We start from the raw sequence: 16,169 nt of genomic DNA on the forward strand, positions 1-16,169 counted from the left end.
GAGGTGAGGGCGGGTCAGAGGAAGTAGAGGCGGCTGAGCGAGACGCTGTCGGCCGGCTCGGAGCGCAGCGGTTCGCCGTCCAGCGAGACCAGGCCGGTCTCGGTGACCTCGACGTTGCCGATCCGGGCGTTGCGCACCATGTCGCGCGGGCCGATGCCGCGGGTGTTGCGGACGCCGACGCGGCGGCGCCGGGTCGGCATGCCGTCGGCCGGCCGGTCCAGGTAGGCGCCGTCGGCGGCGGCCTGGGCGACGAAGGCCACCGAGATGTCGGCGGCGGTGGCGCCGTGGGCGCCGAACTGGGGCCCGAGGACGAGGGGTTCGCAGCGGTCGGTGGAGGCGTTGGGGTCCCCGACGACGCCGTAGGCGGGGAAGCCGGCCTTCAGTACCAGCTGCGGCTTGGCGCCGAAGTGGTCCGGGCGCCAGAGCACGATGTCGGCGAGCTTGCCGATCTCGATGGAACCCACCTCGTGGGCCAGACCGTGGGCGATGGCGGGGTTGATGGTGAGCTTGGCGATGTAGCGCAGGACGCGTTCGTTGTCGTCGCCGGCCTCGGTGGTGCCGTAGGAGCCGGTGCCGTCCAGCGGGCCGAGTTCGGCCTTCATCTTCCCGGCCATGGCGAAGGTGCGCCGCACGGTCTCGCCGGCGCGGCCCATGCCCTGGGCGTCGGAGGAGGTGATGCCGATGGCCCCGAGGTCGTGCAGGACGTCCTCGGCGCCCATGGTGCCGGCGCGGATCCGGTCGCGGGCCATGGCGGCGTCACCGGGCAGGTCGACCTTGAGGTCGTGCGCGGAGACGATCATGCCGAAGTGCTCGCCGAGGGCGTCGCGGCCGAACGGCAGCGTCGGGTTGGTGGAGGAGCCGATGACGTTGGGGACGCCGGCCATCTTGAGGACGTTGGGGACGTGTCCGCCGCCGCAGCCCTCGATGTGGAAGGCGTGGATGGTGCGGCCGTCGAGGACCTTGAGGGTGTCCTCGACGGAGAGGCACTCGTTGAGGCCGTCGGTGTGCAGCGCGACCTGGACGTCGTACTCCTCCGCGACCCGCAGGGCGGTGTCCAGCGCCCGGGTGTGGGCGCCCATGTCCTCGTGGACCTTGAAGCCGGAGGCGCCGCCATCGGCGAGGGCCTCGACCAGCGGTGCCGCGTCGGAGGACGAGCCGCGGCCGAGGAAGCCGATGTTGACCGGCCAGGCGTCGAAGGCGTTGAAGGCGTGGCGCAGGGCCCAGGGGGAGTTGACGCCGACGCCCCAGACCGGGCCGAACTCCTGGCCGATGATCGTGGTGACGCCGGAGGCGAGCGAGGCCTCCATGATCCGCGGCGAGAGCAGGTGGACGTGGGTGTCGATGGCGCCGGCGGTGGCGATCAGCCCCTCGCCCGAGACGATCGTGGTGCCGGTGCCGACGACCACGTCGACGCCGTCGAGGGTGTCGGGGTTGCCGGCCCGGCCGATGGAGGCGATCCGGCCGTCGACGAGACCGATCGAGGTCTTGCGGACGCCCTGGACCGCGTCGATCACCAGCACGTTGCTGATCACCACGTCGCAGGTGTCGCGGACGGCGGCGGGCTTGAGGTGCAGGCCGTCGCGGGCGGTCTTGCCGAAGCCGGCCAGGAACTCGTCGCCCGGCGCCTGGGAGTCCGACTCCACCCGGACGATCAGCCCGGAGTCGCCCAGCCGGATCCGGTCCCCGGCCCGCGGCCCGTGCACGGAGATGTAGTCGTGGGGGGTGATCGCGGTCATGACGGGACCTCCGCGTCGTCGAAGCCGGTCAGGTAGCCGGTCGCGCGGGCCTTCGCCAGCGCGGCCTCCTTGGCGCCGGGCGCGTCCAGCGGGCCGTCCACCAGGCCGGCGAAGCCGATCGCGACCCGCGCACCGCCGATCGGCACCAGGCCGACCTCGACGGTGGCGCCCGGGTCGAAGCGCACCGAGGAGCCGGCCGGCACCGCGAGGTGGGTGCCGTAGGCGGCGGCGCGGTCGAAGGCCAGCCGCGGGTTGGCCTCGAAGAAGTGGAAGTGCGAGGTGACCGAGATCGGCACCTCGGAGGTGTTGTGGACGGGCAGGACGACCGTCTCCTCCACCGGGTCGTAACCGGCGCCCTCGCCGATCAGCGCGCCGCCGGGGGCCTCGTCGCCGAGCGAGCCGGCGCCCTTGAACGGGTCGTTGACCACGGCCAGCCGGGTGCCGTCCTCGAAGACCGCCTCGACCTGGACGACGGTCACCACGTCGGGGACGCCGGGGAGGACGTCGTCGGCGGTCAGGACGGAGCGGCCGGCCTCGATGGCCTCGGCGAGGCGCCGGCCGTCGCGGGCGGCTTCGCAGACGGTGTCCGCGATCAGGGCGTGCGCCTCGGGGATGTTCAGGCGGACGCCTCGGGCGCGGCGGGCGCGGGCCAGCTCGGCTGCCGTGAAGATCAGCAGCCGGTCCCGCTCGGTGGGGGTCAGTCGCACGGTTCCTCGCTCGCGGTCGCCGGGGGAGGGTGGGAGGTGGATCAAGTTAGAACGGCGTTCAAATGTCTCGGGTCATTGAACCCGGACCCGGCCGCCCTGTCCAGCGTTGCCCGTCCCGGAGTGTTCGGCTCGCCGGGCGCCGCCATCGGGTTCCCGGCGCCGGTAACGGTTCGGCGCGCGCCCGGCGTGCCTGGTGGCGCGGGCCCCCGGGGGGAATGCGCGGGGCGCCCGGAACGGCGGCCGGGGGCCCGGCGGGAGCGGGCCGGCCGGGTGCTCCCGGGTGGCCGGAAGACCTCGAAAATCGGCCGGTACGCTTCGCAAACCTGTCCGGCATCGCCAGTTGGATCACGGGAGCCGTCCCGTGCCCCCTTCACCTCGGGTGATCGCACGCACACTGTTGCAAACGCCGAAAGCTGGGCATGAGGATGATGGTCAGAACGAGGGGGCCACCCGGTCGGCGGGGGGACCGGATTTGTAGGTCCCGGATTGAGGGCGGGGGCATGTATTGATGGACGGTCAGTCGCGATTCCCGCGGCAGCGGACGGGTTCGGGGGACGTTTTCCGTCCGCGGGCCCAAGGGGGTGCGTCGGGTCTCCCCGGCGCGACCGGTACGACCGGTGCGACCGGTGCGACCGGTGCCGCCGGCCAGGCCGGCCAGTTCGGTGCGGCCGGTACGACCGGCGCGGGGGGTCAGGCCCAGGCGGCCGGCACCCCGGCCCCGGGCTGCGCCCTGCACCGCCGGCTCCACCTGGCACTCGACCCGGCCGACCTGGTCGCGGTCGGCGCGGTCCGCCACCGGCTGCGCTCCGCGCTCAGCCGCTGGGGGGTGCCGGAGCTGGCCGACACGGCCGAGCTGCTCTCCTCCGAGCTGGTCACCAACGCCCTGTTGCACACCGGCCGGGGCGCGGTCTTCGAGGCGGTGCTCGGGGCCGACCTGCGACTGCGGATCGAGGTGCAGGACAGCGCCGCCAGGCTGCCGGGCCGCCGCCGCGACCCGGACGCGGAGTACGCCACGTCGGGGCGCGGGCTGATGCTGGTCGAGGCGCTGGCCGACGACTGGGGGGTCCAGCTGCGCGGCGACGGCAAGGTCACCTGGTTCGAGCTGGCCACGCCGTAGTCCTTCGCACCGGTCCCCGGGTCCCCGACCCCCGGCTCCGGGGCGGAGTGTCCGGAAGGCCCGGGATTTCGGCTGGTTCGCCGACGAACCTGGGGTCGAAGGGCCGCCCGGACGGAAGATTTCCGGCCCGTTGCCATTGCCGCTCGGCCGAACATTGGCCAGGATGGTGGGAATGTGTGCCCACGTGCGCGAAGCAGCGGGGAAAGCCCACCTCGACTGACCACCGCAGGTCGGCACCGTCCGATCCAGCACACCCATCACACCGCCACGCGGTCCGGCCGGACGACCGGAGCGGACCCGCCACGGCAGCGGCAGGAGCAGTATGCCCACAGAGCCCGAGTCCCCGGGGCCGGCGCTTCCTCCCGGCTCGTCCACGGCCGGGTCGGGGCGGGTGAGACCCCCTGCCCAGGCGGTGCGCCGGCACGCGCTGCGGTCGGCGCCGAGTCTGGCGGCCGGGCGGCTGGCACCGATGCTCTCGGGCGGCCTGCCGGTCGCCTCGGGCGACTCCACGCCGGACTGGCTGGAGCCGGCGATGGCCGCCAACGGCATCGGCTCCTTCGACTGGGACATCCGCCGCGACGTCCTGGAGGGCGACCAGCGGGCCTGCACGATCGTCGGCCTGGACGGTGCGGACAAGACCGACTTCGACCGGACCTCGGCCTCCTTCCTGGCCCTGCTGCACCCCGAGGACGCGCCCGTGGTGCGCCGCCGGGTCGAGCGCGCGGTGGCCGAGCTCGGCCAGTGCGGCGCCTACTACCGAACGGTCGGGCCGAACGGGACGACGCGCGCGGTCCGCTTCCGCGGCCGGGTCCTCGCGGACGCCTTCGGCCGCGCCTCCCGGATGGTCGGCTTCGTCTGGGACGCCACCGTCGAACTGCACAAGCGCGACCGCGCCGACCGGATGGCCCTGCTGCGCGAGGAGCGCTCGCGGTTCATCAAGGAGGCCGCCCGAGCCCTCTCCGAGGCCGTCACCGTGCGTGACGTCGCCCGGGTCTTCACCGAGCTGCCGCTGCCCGGCCTGCCCCCGGACGGCCTGGTGCTGGCCTCCTTCGAGGCCGGCCGGGTGCAGATCCTCGGCGCCACCGGCTACCGGCCGGAGGAGCTCGCCTTCTGGGACCGATCGGTACTGCCCCCCGCCCACCCGGCGGCCGAGGCGCTGCGCAACCGTGCCCCCGTCTTCATCGCCAGCCGTGAGGAGTACCACGAGCGCCTCCCCGAGGTGTGGACGCCGAACAGCCGCACCGGCCGTTCCTCCTGGGCCTTCCTGCCCCTGGTGGCCAGCGGGCGGGCGATCGGCGTCTGCCTGGTCAGCTTCGACGACGACCGCGAGCTCGACGCCGACGAGCGCACCCTGCTCTCCACCCTGGGCGGCCTGGTCGCGCAGTCGCTGGCCCGAGCCCGCCTGCACGACGCCGAGCACGAGCTGGCGGCCGGTCTGCAGCGGGTGATGCTGCCGCGCACCGTCCCCTCGGTGCCGGGCGTCACCACCGCCGTCCGCTACCTCGCGGCCGGCTCCGGCCTGCAGATCGGCGGCGACTGGTACGACGTGGTGCCGCTGCCCGGCGGGCACGTCGGGCTGGTGATCGGCGACGTCCAGGGGCACGACGTGCACGCCGCCGGGATCATGGGCCAGCTGCGGATCGCGCTGCGCGCCTACGCCGCCGAGGGCCACCCGCCGGCCGCCGTGATGGCCCGGGCCTCGCGCTTCCTCGCCGACCTGGACACCGACCACTTCGCCACCTGCACCTACGCCGAGGTGAACGTCGACTACGGCGTGGTCTACGCCGTCCGGGCCGGCCACCTGGACCCGGTGGTCCGCCGCGCAGACGGCTCCACCACCGTGGTGCCGGTCGCCGGAGGGCTGCCGCTGGGCATCGCCCCGGACGAGGAGTACCGCGTCACCCGGTTCAGCCTGGACCCGGGCGAGACGGTGGTGCTCTGCACCGACGGCCTGGTCGAGGCCCGCGGCATGGACCTCGACGAGGGCGTCGCCCGCCTCACCGCGGTGCTCTCCCACCCGCTCGCCGCGCGTGACGAGGGTGGCCACGACCCGCTGGAGGACCTCGCCGACCGGATCGCCTCGCAGGCCGCCGACTCCAGCGAGCGCGAGGACGACATAGCGCTGCTGCTGCTCCGCTGGGACGGGCCGGAGGGCGGCCTGGCCGCCCAGCAGCTGCGCCGCCGGATCGGTCAGGCCGATCTGGCCCGGATCGCCGAGGTACGGGCCGAGCTGCGCGACGCGCTGCGCCGCTGGGGCGTGGCCGAGCTGATCGACACCGCCGAGCTGCTCTCCTCCGAGCTGGTCACCAACGCGATCCGGCACACCGACCGGGACGCCATGTTCACCGCCCGGCTCTACCGGGAGGTGGACGGCGACGGCGGCCGGGCCCGGCTGCGGGTCGAGGTGGAGGACGAGTCCGACCTCTGGCCGACCCGCCGGACGCCGGGGGAGCAGGCCTCCTCCGGCCGCGGGCTGATGCTGGTCGAGGCACTGGCGGACGGCTGGGGCGTGGAGCCGCGCGGCTCGGGCAAGCGGATGTGGTTCGAGCTCACGGCCGCGCCCGCCGCCTGACCGGCCCCGGCGGCCGGCTCAGCCGAACTGCTGCTCCAGGTCCTTCAGCTTGCGCTCCAGCGAGTCGAGCCGGGGCAGCGTCACGGTGTCCTCCTCCATGGTGAGGTCGATGGTGCGCCGCTCCGGACGGGCCGGCAGCCCGGGCTGCGCCACGGTGCCCTCGGCGGGGCCCGGCGGCTCGGCGGCGGGCCGGTCCGCCGCCGGGCCGCCGGCTATCGCGGGCTCCTGGCCGGACTCCAGCTGCCGGGTCGCGCCGCGCTGGCGCCAGACGCTGTTCGTGCGGTTGATGGCGCGGATCTCGGCCCGCTCGCGGCGCCCGGCCAGCCTGCGGCGCTCCTTCTCCCGGGCCTGCTCCCGCTTGTCCTCGCGGACCTCGTCGACCGCCTCGTCCAGGCTGCGGACGCCCTCCAGGAGCATCAGCGACCAGGCCGCGTAGGTCTCGCGCGGGGCGCGCAGCCAGCGGACGATCCGGATCTGCGGCAGCGGGCGGGGGACCAGCCCCTGCTCCCGCAGCGCGGCCCGGCGGGTCTGCTTGAGCGCGCGGTCGAACAGCACGGCCGCCGAGAGCGACATCCCCGCGAAGAACTGCGGGGCGCCGGCGTGGCCGAAGCCGCGCGGCGCGTGCACCCAGTTGAACCAGGCCGACGCGCCCGCGAACAGCCAGACCAGCAGGCGCGAGCCGAGCGCGGCGTCGCCGTGGCTGGCCTCCCGGACGGCGAGCACGGAGCAGAACATCGCCGCACCGTCGAGGCCGAACGGGACGAGGTACTCCCAGCCCCCGGAGAGGCCGAGGTTCTGCACCCCGAAGCCGACCAGGCCGTGGAACGAGAGCGCGGCCGCGACCGCGGCGCAGCAGAACAGCAGCGTGTACGAGGCCGCACCGTACAGGGACTCCTTGTGGCGGCGGCGCTCCTCGGAGCGCTCCCAGGAATCCGTGCCGCCCGATCCGGTGGTGCCTCCCCGGCCCCGGGCCAGGGCGACCAGGAGGGCGGTGACCAGCAGCACGGCAACGCCGGTGACGGCCCAACCGAGCGGTATGTCGGACAATTTCATCGCCTGCACCAGCCTCGCTTTCCTGCGTCGTGATGGCGGGGACCATCATGGCGGATGCTCGGCTCCCGAATGGCTGATTCGCCGTCAATGCGCTGAGGAGGGGGATTTCTGATGTGGGAGAAGTCGCATTGTCTGACAATTTCGGGGCGGGAATTCGCCGGAATTCCGGGCCCGACGGGTCCGCCCGAGAGCGGAATCCGGTCAACCTCGCGTGACGCGGGGGCAGCCGCCGCACATCGCCCCGGGCCGGACGGTGTAAACGAGGCAGCAGCTGGCCCGGGCGCGCTCCGGCACCGCGGTGTCCGGACACGCCGGGGCGCCCGGACGGGTGGGAGCGCCCGGACGCGCGGGTGCGTCCGGCCGCGCCGGGCAGAAGCCCACGCCGGGCGTGAACGGCGCGACCGACGGGCGCGGCGTGGACGGCGCGCCCCCGGGGCACGCCGCAGGCTCCGGGGTGAGCAGTGCGGTGAGCTCGCTGCGGGCCCGCTCCTCCTCCCCGAGCAGCCTCCCGACGTACCAGAGGCCCTCCACGGTCGCGTCCGTCGCCATCGCCCAGAGCGTGCGGGGGCTGCGCCGCACCTCCGGGCGGAAGGCGGCCAGCACCGGGGTCAGGAAGTCGGCCAGCGCCGTGCGCAGCCCGGCGGCCAGCGCGGGCCCGTCGGTCGCCGGGCGGGCGCCGGGCAGGCCGGCCGCCGGGTCGTCGGACAGGCAGCGGAAGGCGCCCGGGCGGGCCGTCAGTTCACCGGTGCGGCGGCGGGCCGAGACGTCCCCCGGCGTCAGCAGCGGCACCCGGCGCTCCAGGAACCACGGCAGGGTGAACAGCAGCGCGACGGCCCAGGTGAGCCGGTGCAGGCCGAAGCCGGCCGCCACGTCGGGGCGTAGTGGCCGCCCGTACCGGGCCACGGCCTGGCGGGCGTCGTGGTCGATCAGTTCGCGCAGCGCCTCCGGGCGGGCGACCAGGTCGGTGCCGGTGAGCCAGCCGTTGCCGGTGCGCGGGGGCCCGCGGTGCACCCGGAGGGCGGGGAGCAGTTCGCCGAGCCGGCGGTAGCTCGCGGCACAGGGCTGCGGGAGGCCGGCCGCGGCGGGTACGGCGGCCGCGGCAGGTGCAGGTGCAGGCGCCGCGTCGGGCGCGTCGGGTGCCGGGTCCCGCGGTGTGCGGCCGGGTCGGGCGCTGCTCACGGTCATGGTGCGGGCCCCATCGGGTCGACCGGAGCCCGTACCGGTCCGTCCGGCCCGTCCCGGGTGCGGGTGGCGGGCACCCGTGGCCGGGCCCGGCCGGGCGGGGCCTGGCGGAGCCCGGGAACGGCAAGGCGAACCCGGCCGAGGCACTGCTCTCCTCGGCCAGGTTAGGCTCACCTTAGCTGATGGTCCCCTGCGCCTCCCGTCCGATGCGCCCGTCCGGGGGAGCGCCCGGCGCGCGCGCCGCGCCCAGCTGGCGTGCGAGCCAGACCGGAACGCCTCCGAGCGCCTGCACCAGCCGCGCCGCCTCCGCCCGCATCCGGGCGGCCTCCTCCGGAGCGGAGACCTCGGCCAGGGCCGCCAGCGCGGGGGCCACCCCGACCGTGAAGCCGAGCTGTTCGCGCAACCGGAGCGAGGCGTCGAACCCCTCCCTGGCCCGGTCGCGGTCCCCGGCCGCCTGGGCCAGCGCGGCCAGGTGCCGCCAGGTGTAGGAGCGCAGCAGCTCGTCCCCGCGTTCGCCGGCGCCCTCGTGGGCCCGGCGGTAGGCGATCCAGGCCGCCGTCCGGTCGCGCAGCAGGTTCTCCGCGACCAGGCCGCGGCGGAAGTCCAGCAGCGGCCGGCCGGGTGCGTCCGGCGGCAGCAGCGCGGAGGTCCGGCCGAGCGCGGCCTGGGCCTCGTCGAGCCGGTCGCGTGAGCCGAGCACGCTGGCGACGTACGCCAGGAACCCGCGGGCGCAGGCGGCGGCCGCGCGCTCCTCCGGCCCGGTGGCCAGGGCCTCCGCGAGGCGCAGCGCCTGCTCCGCGGCGGTCCAGTGGGCGGCAGTGAACAGGCACTGTTCGATGAGGAGTTCGGCCCGGCCGAGGGCGGTGGCCGGATCGACCTCGGCGGCCGGCCGTAACAGCTCGGCGGCCTCCTGCCAGCACGCCCGGGACCGCAGCCGCCACACGGTGTCCCCCGGCCCCTGGGGTGCCGCCCGCCCGCGCCCGTCCGGTCCGAATCCGTCCTGCCCGCGCCCGTCCTGTCCGGTCCGGCCGTCCGGGTCCCAACCGTGCTCCGACAACGCCACCTCCTTGTGCGCGCCATCCAGCAGGACGCGGACCCAAGGACCGCGCCGTGGCGGCAATTCAACACGGGGGTGAGCTTGTGCACCAGATCACGAGCGCAGGTTGTTGCGCCCGGCGGCGGAATGATCTATCGGGCGGCGGGGCACGGACCCCCTGAGGTCAGGACGTCCAGCCGGTCTCCATCAGGGCCTCGGCGGCGCCGTTGGCGGGCTGCGGCACACCGGCCAGGTCCAGGCTGAACAGGGCGACCAGCAGTTGCTCGCCGCGGACCGTGGCCTGGTGGGAGTAGCCGGCCAGGGTGAACATCGCGGCCGCCATCTCCTCGGCGTGCAGCGTCTGCAGCCAGAGGCACTCCACCGACTTCACGTCGGCCGGCTCGGTCCAGGTGTCCACCTGGGCGACCATGCGACCACCCAACAGGGTGACGCCGTCCCGCTCCTGGGCCTCCGTCAGCTCCAGGTCGTCGAAGCCGAGCCACTCCAGGTAGCGGGCGGCGGTGAACACCGCGTCCTGCGAGGTGCGCACCGGGTGCGGGCGGAAGGGCGCCCGCCGGCGCCACGGCGTGGCCGCGGCGCCGGACCCGCCGGGCGGGGCGGGGACGGGCGCGTTCAGCGGGTGGGCGGGGTGCGGCCGGGAGGGCTGCGGTCCCGCGCTGCCGAGCGGGGCGGCGGCGCCGAGTTGTCCGGTGGTGCCGCCGCCGAGGCGGGTGGTGCGGTCGACCGGTAGCCGGACGGTGGCGCCGCAGTTGCAGGTGAACTCGGGCTGCGGCCACTGATCGGACCGACCGCAGTGCGGGCAGCGCATGTTCAGCCAGGAATCCTCCCAGGAGCGGAACCGCACCTGCACCGGCACACCGCCGCGCAGCAGCGGCACCTTGAGCGAGGCACCGCACGGGCACGGCAGCGACGGCGGCTCGTACAGGTGCTCGCGGCGGCAGGCGGGACAGCGGATCGCCCGGGCGCCGGCGGCCGGCCCGGGCCCGTACGGTGCGGAGTCGCGGCCGGTGAAGTCGTCGGGCAGTCCGGACATCGCGAGCACCGTCCGTTCGAGTCGGGGTGGAAGGACGTGACCCATGCTCCCCGAAACCGGGGAGTAGCGGCGCGGAATGGGGCAATCCTCAGGGACAGATCAGGGGTGTGCGGCCGATTCCTCGCCGGGGAGGAGGAGACCGGGGCACATCGAACGGGGGAGCGGGCGCCGGTCGGCCCGCCGCCCGGTTCAGCCCGCCGACCAGCGCGCCAGGTCGGCGGGGGTGTCGAGGTCGTCCGGGACGGCGACATCGGCGCACTCCACCAGCGCGATCTCGTCGGCGTGCGCCGCGAGGAGCACCCGCGCGCCGGAGTCACCGGTGGCGCCCGCCGCCGCCTCGGCGAAGTACCGGGCGCCGATCAGCACCGGGTGCCCCCGCCGCCCGCCGTACGCGGCCGCGGCCAGCTCGGCGCCCGCCCGGTGCGCGGCCAGCAGCCGGGTCACCGCGGCCGGGGTGACGCCGGGCGTGTCCACCAGCATCACCAGCGCGGCGGAGGCCTCCGGCGGCAGCGCGGCCAGCCCGGAGCGCAGCGAGGAGCCCATGCCGCCGGCCCAGTCCGGGTTGGCGACCAGCCGGCAGCCCGGCAGGTGCGCGGTGGAGCGGACCTGCTCGCGGGCGGCGCCCAGGACCACCGTCACCGTCGCGCAGCCGCCGGCCCGGACCACCGCCGCGGCGTGCTCCACCAGCGGCCGGCCCCCGTACCGCACCAGCGCCTTGGGACGCCCGCCGAGCCTGCGTCCGCCGCCGGCGGCGAGCACGAGGGCGGCCACCGGGGCGGCCTCGGCGGCGGGGGCGGGCCGGTCGGGGACGGGCCGGTCACTGCTCTGCATGGGCCCAGCCTGCCCGGCCGGCGGGCCCGGCGCAGCCGTACGAAGCCACAGTTGGACGAACACACAAGTCAGACCCGCAGGTGGCGGCGGTCCCCCGGTGGTTCGGCCGCTGGATCTCCGGGCCGACTGCCCCTGTACTGAGGCGATGAACACCGCACCGCGCCCGCTGCTGGACCGCTTCGGCAGGGTCCACACCGACCTGCGGGTCTCGCTCACCGACCGCTGCAACCTGCGCTGCACCTACTGCATGCCGGCGGAGGGCCTCGACTGGCTCCCCAAGGCCGAGGTGCTCGGCGACGACGAGGTGGTCCGGCTGGTGCGGATCGCCGTCCAGCGGCTGGGCATCGCCGCGGTCCGGCTGACCGGCGGCGAACCGCTGCTGCGGCGCGGCCTGCCGGATCTGGTCGGCCGGATCACCGCGCTCGGCCCCGAGGTCTCGCTGACCACCAACGGCATCGGGCTGGCCCGGACGGCCACGGCGCTCAAGGCGGCCGGGCTGCACCGGGTGAACGTCAGCCTCGACACCCTGCGCCCCGAGCGGTACGCGGAGATCACCCGCCGGGACCGGATCGCCGACGTCTTCGCCGGCCTGGCCGCCGCGCAGACCGCCGGCCTCGCGCCGGTGAAGGTGAACGCGGTGCCGGTGCGCGGGGTCAACGACGACGAGCTCGTCCCCCTCGTCGAGTTCGCCGCCGAGCGCGGCTACCGGATGCGGTTCATCGAGTCCATGCCGCTGGACGCCCAGGGTGCCTGGGACCGGGGCCGGATGATCACCGCCGACGAGATCCTCGCCGTGCTCGGCGCCCGCTGGGACCTCGTCCCGGTCGGCCGGCACGGGAACGCCCCCGCCGAGGAGTGGCGGATCGCCGGCACCGACACCGTGATCGGTGTGATCGCCTCAGTCACCCGCCCGTTCTGCGGCGGCTGCGACCGCGTCCGGCTCACCGCCGACGGCCAGCTGCGCAACTGCCTGTTCGCGACGGAGGAATCCGATCTGCGAGCGCTGCTGCGCGGCGGTGCCGACGACGACCGGATCGAGCAGGCCTGGCGCGCGACCATCGCCCGCAAGGGCCCCGGCCACGACATCAACTCGGCCGACTTCGTCCAGCCGGACCGGCCCATGTCGGCGATCGGAGGGTAGGTCCCGGGGACGCCACGACCCGCCACGTCGGTCGGCGGCGGGTGCAGGGCCGCTCCGCGGGGCGGCCCGCGACGCCGCGCGACATTGCGTGGCGGGGCGCCGGGTGTGAGCTTCGACATGCTCGAACGCACCGCGCTGCGCCGCCTTGACGCGGTGTGGGGCGGCTGGTCTGCTGGTCTGCCGTCAGCCACCCCCCACTCCGGGAGTCCTCCGTGCCCGCCCGCCGAACCGCGGTGTCCGCCGCCGCCGTCCTCCTCATATCCACCGTGGCGCTGGCCGGTTGCTCCGGTGGCGCCAAGAAGTCCGCCGCGGGCGCCGCGGCAGCCGGCGGGAGCGTCGGCACCAGCCCGCTGCAGAACCCCGACGGCACCAAGCCCGGTCTGGCGCCACTGACTTCGCCGGACGACCGGAAGGCCGGCCGGGACCTCATCGCCAAGGTCGCCACCGCCGCCGTCGGCTCCAAGGACGGCTACGACCGCAACGAGTTCGGCCCGGCCTGGACCGACAACGTGGACGGCGTGCCTGGCGGCCACAACAACTGCGACACCCGCAACGACCTGCTGGCCCGGGACGGCCGTGCGGTCGAGCGCAAGGACGGCTCGGCCTGCGTGGTGACCGCGATGACCATCGACGACCCGTACACCGGCAAGACCGTCCAGTGGACCAAGCAGCAGGCGTCGAAGATCCAGATCGATCACGTGATGCCGCTCTCCTACGACTGGCAGATGGGCGCCTCCCGGTGGGACAAGGCCAAGCGCGTCCAGATCGCCAACGACCCGCTCAACCTCATCCCGGCCGACGGATCGCAGAACGCCGCCAAGGGCGACTCCGGCCCGGCCACCTGGCTGCCGGCCGACACCGCCGTCCGTTGCGCCTACGCGGTCCGCTTCGCCCAGGTCTCCCTGAAGTACCGGCTCCCGGTCACCGAGGCCGACAAGAAGGCCATGCTGCAGCAGTGCGACGGTTGACGACTCGGTTGATGAATCGTTTCACCGCTGCCGCTCGACCGCTGCCCGTCGTGTCCAGGGTCCGCCGCGTCCGCCCTGCCCGGCTGCCCTGACAGGGGCGACGTCACCATCGTCGTGGTCGGCCCGGCCCGGCCCGGCCCGGCCCGGCCCGGTGACGGCGCGCGTCAGGGCGCGTCTTCGCGCCACGGGCGTCCGGGCACCGTGACGCGCGAGGGGCGCACCGCGGCCGGTGGCCGGGGTGCGCCCCTTCGGAGTGCGACCGGTCAGGAGGACGGCGGCCGGCTCAGGTCGTAGAAGGTCGAGCCGCCGACCGTCTCCGCGGTGTAGTGGCTCGTCACCCACGCCTCGATCTGGGCGGTCTGCGTCTCCTGGGACCCGCCGTCGGCGCCGGCGCCGCCGCCCCCACGGCGAGAGCCGCCGCCGATGAACCAGTGCACCTTGCCCTCCTTCACGTACTGCTGGAAGGCGCTCAGACTCAGCGACGGGTCGCTGCTGTTGAAGCCGCCGAGGGCCATCACCGGTTCGCCGGAGGCGAGCTGGTAGCTGGCGGCGTTCTGCGAGCCGCTGGTGGCGGCGGCCCAGGTGTAGCGGTCGGCGTCCTGCCGCAGGGCGGCGGCGGCCTCGTCGCTCACCTTGGCGCCGTTCAGCAGCCCGCCGAAGCCGCCGGGGCCGCCCGTCCCTTCGAAGACCCCGCCGCTCTGGCCGGTGCCGGGGGCGCCGCCGGGGGCACGGCCGTTCCGGCCGTCCTGCGGCATGCCGCCACCGCGACCGTCCGGCCGGCCCTGGCCGTCCTGGGTCCCCTGGCCGTCCTGGCCGTTCGGAGCGCCCTGGCCGTTGGGGAAGCCCTGGCCGTTCGGAGCGCCCTGGCCGGGAACGAAGGCCCGGCCGTTGACGGAGAACGCCGGCCCCCCGCCCGGTCCGCCCGGTCCGCCCGGTCCGCCCGGTCCGCCCGGTCCGCCCGGACCGCGGCCGCCCGGGCCGAAGGAACCGCCCTGCACCGCCGGACCGGCCGTCACGATCGAGCCGGTGTGCGGCGTGTTGACGGTGTCCAGCGCGTACGCCGCCGGGCCGCCGAGCGCCGCCGCCAGACCGACCAGGCCGACCACGGTGGCGAGCCTGGCCGCCAGCCGCCCGGCCAGCAGCAGCGCCGCGGCCGCGGTCAGCCCGCCGACCAGCACCGCCCAGCGCAGCCAGGGCAGGAAGTCGGCGCTGCGCCCGAGCAGCACGTAGGACCAGACCGCCGTGACGGCGAGCGTGACCGCCAGCACCGCGGCGTACGGGAGCCGGCGCCGGGCCCGCCAGAGCCCGTCGACGCCCATGCCGACCAGCGCCGCGACGGCGGGGGCCAGCGCCACCGTGTAGTACTGGTGGAAGATGCCGGACATGAAGCTGAACGTGAGCGCGGTGCAGACGAGCCAGCCGCCCCAGACCAGGAAGGCCGCCCGTGCGGTGTCCGTCCGGCTGTGACGCCGGGTGGCCCAGAGACCGACCAGCAGGAGGATCAGCGCGGCCGGCATCAGCCAGGCGATCTGCCCGCCGATGTCGCCGTCGAACAGCCGGGTGATCCCGGTCTCGCCCCAGCCGCCCATGCCCCGGCCGGCGCCGGCCGGCGCCTCCGCCCCGGTCGGCAGGTGGCCGCCGCCGCCCACGCTGCCGGTCTCGTCGCCGTTGAGGCGCCCGATCCCGTTGTAGCCGAAGGTGAGCGAGAGGAAGCTGTTGTCCTGCGAGCCGCCGACGTAGGGTCGGGCCGAGGCCGGCACCAGCTCGACGATCGCCACCCACCAGCCGCCCGCGACCACCATGGCCAGTCCGGCGACGAGCAGTTGGCGCACCCGGCGCCAGAGGCCGGTCGGTGCGGCCACCAGGTAGACCAGCGCGAAGGCCGGCAGCACCAGGAAGGCCTGGAGGGTCTTGGTGAGGAAGGCCAGCCCGAACATCACGCCGGTGAACACCAGCCAGCGGGTGCCCGCCGCCTCGATCGCCCGCACCAGCCCGTACGCGGCCAGGGTCAGCAGCAGGACGAGCAGTGCGTCCGGGTTGTTGAAGCGGAACATCAGCGCCGCCACCGGGGTCAGCGCCAGCGCGGCGCCCGCCAGCAGCCCGCCGAGCGGGGAGAAACGGCGGCGCACCGTCGCGTACAGGGTGGCCACGGTGGCGACCGCCATCAGCGCCTGCGGGGCCAGCACCGACCAGGAGGAGAGGCCGAAGATCCGGGCGGCGAGCGCCATCGGCCAGAGCGAGAGCGGGGGCTTGTCGACGGTGATGAAGTTCCCGGCGTCGGAGGAGCCGTAGAAGAAGGCCTTCCAGCTCTGGCTGCCGGCCTGGGCGGCGGCGGAGTAGAAGGAGTTGGCCCAGCCGGATGCGCTCAGGCCCCAGAGGTAGAGGACGGCGGTCGCGGCGAGCAGGGCCAGCAGGGCGGGCCGGACCCAGCGCGGGTCGTCGGCCCGGCCCCGCCACGCGCGGGCCGGGAGGGTGCGCAGCCGGCCGGCCCAGGAGGACGGGCCGCCGGGGCCGGCGGGCGGCAGCGGGTACTCCGGGAAGAGCGGCCCGGCGGCCGGCTCCCGACGTTCGGGCGCGGGCTGCGGCACCTCGGGCGGCGGGTAGTTCGACGCCTCGGGCCACGGGTCCCCGGCCGGCGGGGTGAAGCTGGTCGTGGTCATGGGCGCTACGCTCGGCCTCCCGGCTGAGAGGAGCGTGAGACGCGGGTATGAGCCGCCTGTGATCTCCCGAGGCCCGGACCGGCCCGGAGACGGGCTCAGGGCCGCGGCCGCG

12 protein-coding genes are annotated in these 16,169 nt (G+C 75.4%); 4 read left to right on the forward strand and 8 right to left on the reverse strand.

Features of this window, described 5'->3' with window-relative positions; all coding sequences use genetic code 11:
* Positions 1–14 precede the first annotated feature (14 nt).
* Both ACF9IK_RS26950 and ACF9IK_RS26955 read right to left on the reverse strand, forming a co-directional pair.
* The gene (locus ACF9IK_RS26950; RefSeq protein WP_395296678.1) at positions 15–1,736 is read right to left on the reverse strand and encodes an urease subunit alpha; all 1,722 of its coding nucleotides are present in this window, start codon (positions 1,734–1,736) and stop codon (positions 15–17) included.
* Positions 1,733–2,443, reverse strand: a complete 711-nt coding sequence (locus ACF9IK_RS26955) for an urease subunit gamma (RefSeq protein ID WP_395296679.1) — start codon at positions 2,441–2,443, stop codon at positions 1,733–1,735. The genes ACF9IK_RS26950 and ACF9IK_RS26955 overlap by 4 nt, the downstream gene beginning before the upstream one ends.
* Before the next feature lie 508 nt (positions 2,444–2,951).
* On the opposite strand from ACF9IK_RS26955, the gene ACF9IK_RS26960 reads away from it, so the two are divergent.
* Complete coding sequence (locus ACF9IK_RS26960; RefSeq protein ID WP_395296680.1) at positions 2,952–3,560, forward strand: ATP-binding protein; 609 nt, start codon at positions 2,952–2,954, stop codon at positions 3,558–3,560.
* Between the two features lie 391 nt (positions 3,561–3,951).
* Positions 3,952–6,132 carry an ATP-binding SpoIIE family protein phosphatase gene (locus ACF9IK_RS26965; protein ID WP_395296681.1) on the forward strand — a complete coding sequence of 727 codons (2,181 nt, stop codon included), beginning with the start codon at positions 3,952–3,954 and terminating at the stop codon, positions 6,130–6,132.
* An 18-nt stretch (positions 6,133–6,150) separates the two neighbouring features.
* On the opposite strand, the gene ACF9IK_RS26970 is transcribed toward ACF9IK_RS26965, so the two are convergent.
* The 5 genes from ACF9IK_RS26970 to ACF9IK_RS26990 all read right to left on the reverse strand — a co-directional run bounded on the left by ACF9IK_RS26970 (position 6,151) and on the right by ACF9IK_RS26990 (position 11,288).
* Positions 6,151–7,185 (reverse strand): DUF2637 domain-containing protein, encoded by a 1,035-nt coding sequence (locus ACF9IK_RS26970; protein WP_395296682.1) that lies wholly within the window; start codon positions 7,183–7,185, stop codon positions 6,151–6,153.
* A gap of 201 nt (positions 7,186–7,386) precedes the next feature.
* Complete coding sequence (locus ACF9IK_RS26975) at positions 7,387–8,370, reverse strand: (2Fe-2S)-binding protein (RefSeq protein ID WP_395296683.1); 984 nt, start codon at positions 8,368–8,370, stop codon at positions 7,387–7,389.
* A gap of 172 nt (positions 8,371–8,542) precedes the next feature.
* On the reverse strand, positions 8,543–9,310 hold the full coding sequence (locus ACF9IK_RS26980; protein ID WP_395298694.1) for a hypothetical protein: 768 nt from the start codon (positions 9,308–9,310) through the stop codon (positions 8,543–8,545).
* 277 nt (positions 9,311–9,587) lie between these two features.
* Complete coding sequence (locus ACF9IK_RS26985; RefSeq protein WP_395296684.1) at positions 9,588–10,457, reverse strand: hypothetical protein; 870 nt, start codon at positions 10,455–10,457, stop codon at positions 9,588–9,590.
* 189 nt (positions 10,458–10,646) lie between these two features.
* Entirely contained in the window at positions 10,647–11,288 is a 642-nt protein-coding gene (locus ACF9IK_RS26990) for a nucleotidyltransferase family protein (protein WP_395296685.1), read from the reverse strand.
* Between the two features lie 145 nt (positions 11,289–11,433).
* Here ACF9IK_RS26990 and moaA point away from each other — a divergent pair, with 145 nt between their 5' ends.
* Together moaA and ACF9IK_RS27000 are read left to right on the forward strand one after the other, a co-directional pair.
* Positions 11,434–12,429, forward strand: a complete 996-nt coding sequence (gene moaA / locus ACF9IK_RS26995; protein WP_395296686.1) for a GTP 3',8-cyclase MoaA — start codon at positions 11,434–11,436, stop codon at positions 12,427–12,429.
* A 212-nt stretch (positions 12,430–12,641) separates the two neighbouring features.
* Entirely contained in the window at positions 12,642–13,397 is a 756-nt protein-coding gene (locus tag ACF9IK_RS27000; protein WP_395296687.1) for an HNH endonuclease family protein, read from the forward strand.
* Between the two features lie 263 nt (positions 13,398–13,660).
* On the opposite strand, the gene ACF9IK_RS27005 is transcribed toward ACF9IK_RS27000, so the two are convergent.
* Positions 13,661–16,057, reverse strand: coding sequence for a glycosyltransferase family 39 protein (locus ACF9IK_RS27005; protein ID WP_395296688.1), 2,397 nt, complete (start codon positions 16,055–16,057; stop codon positions 13,661–13,663).
* Positions 16,058–16,169 lie beyond the last annotated feature (112 nt).

Origin of the sequence: Kitasatospora hibisci, assembly GCF_043950205.1 — a bacterium.
Lineage (GTDB): Bacteria > Actinomycetota > Actinomycetes > Streptomycetales > Streptomycetaceae > Kitasatospora > Kitasatospora hibisci.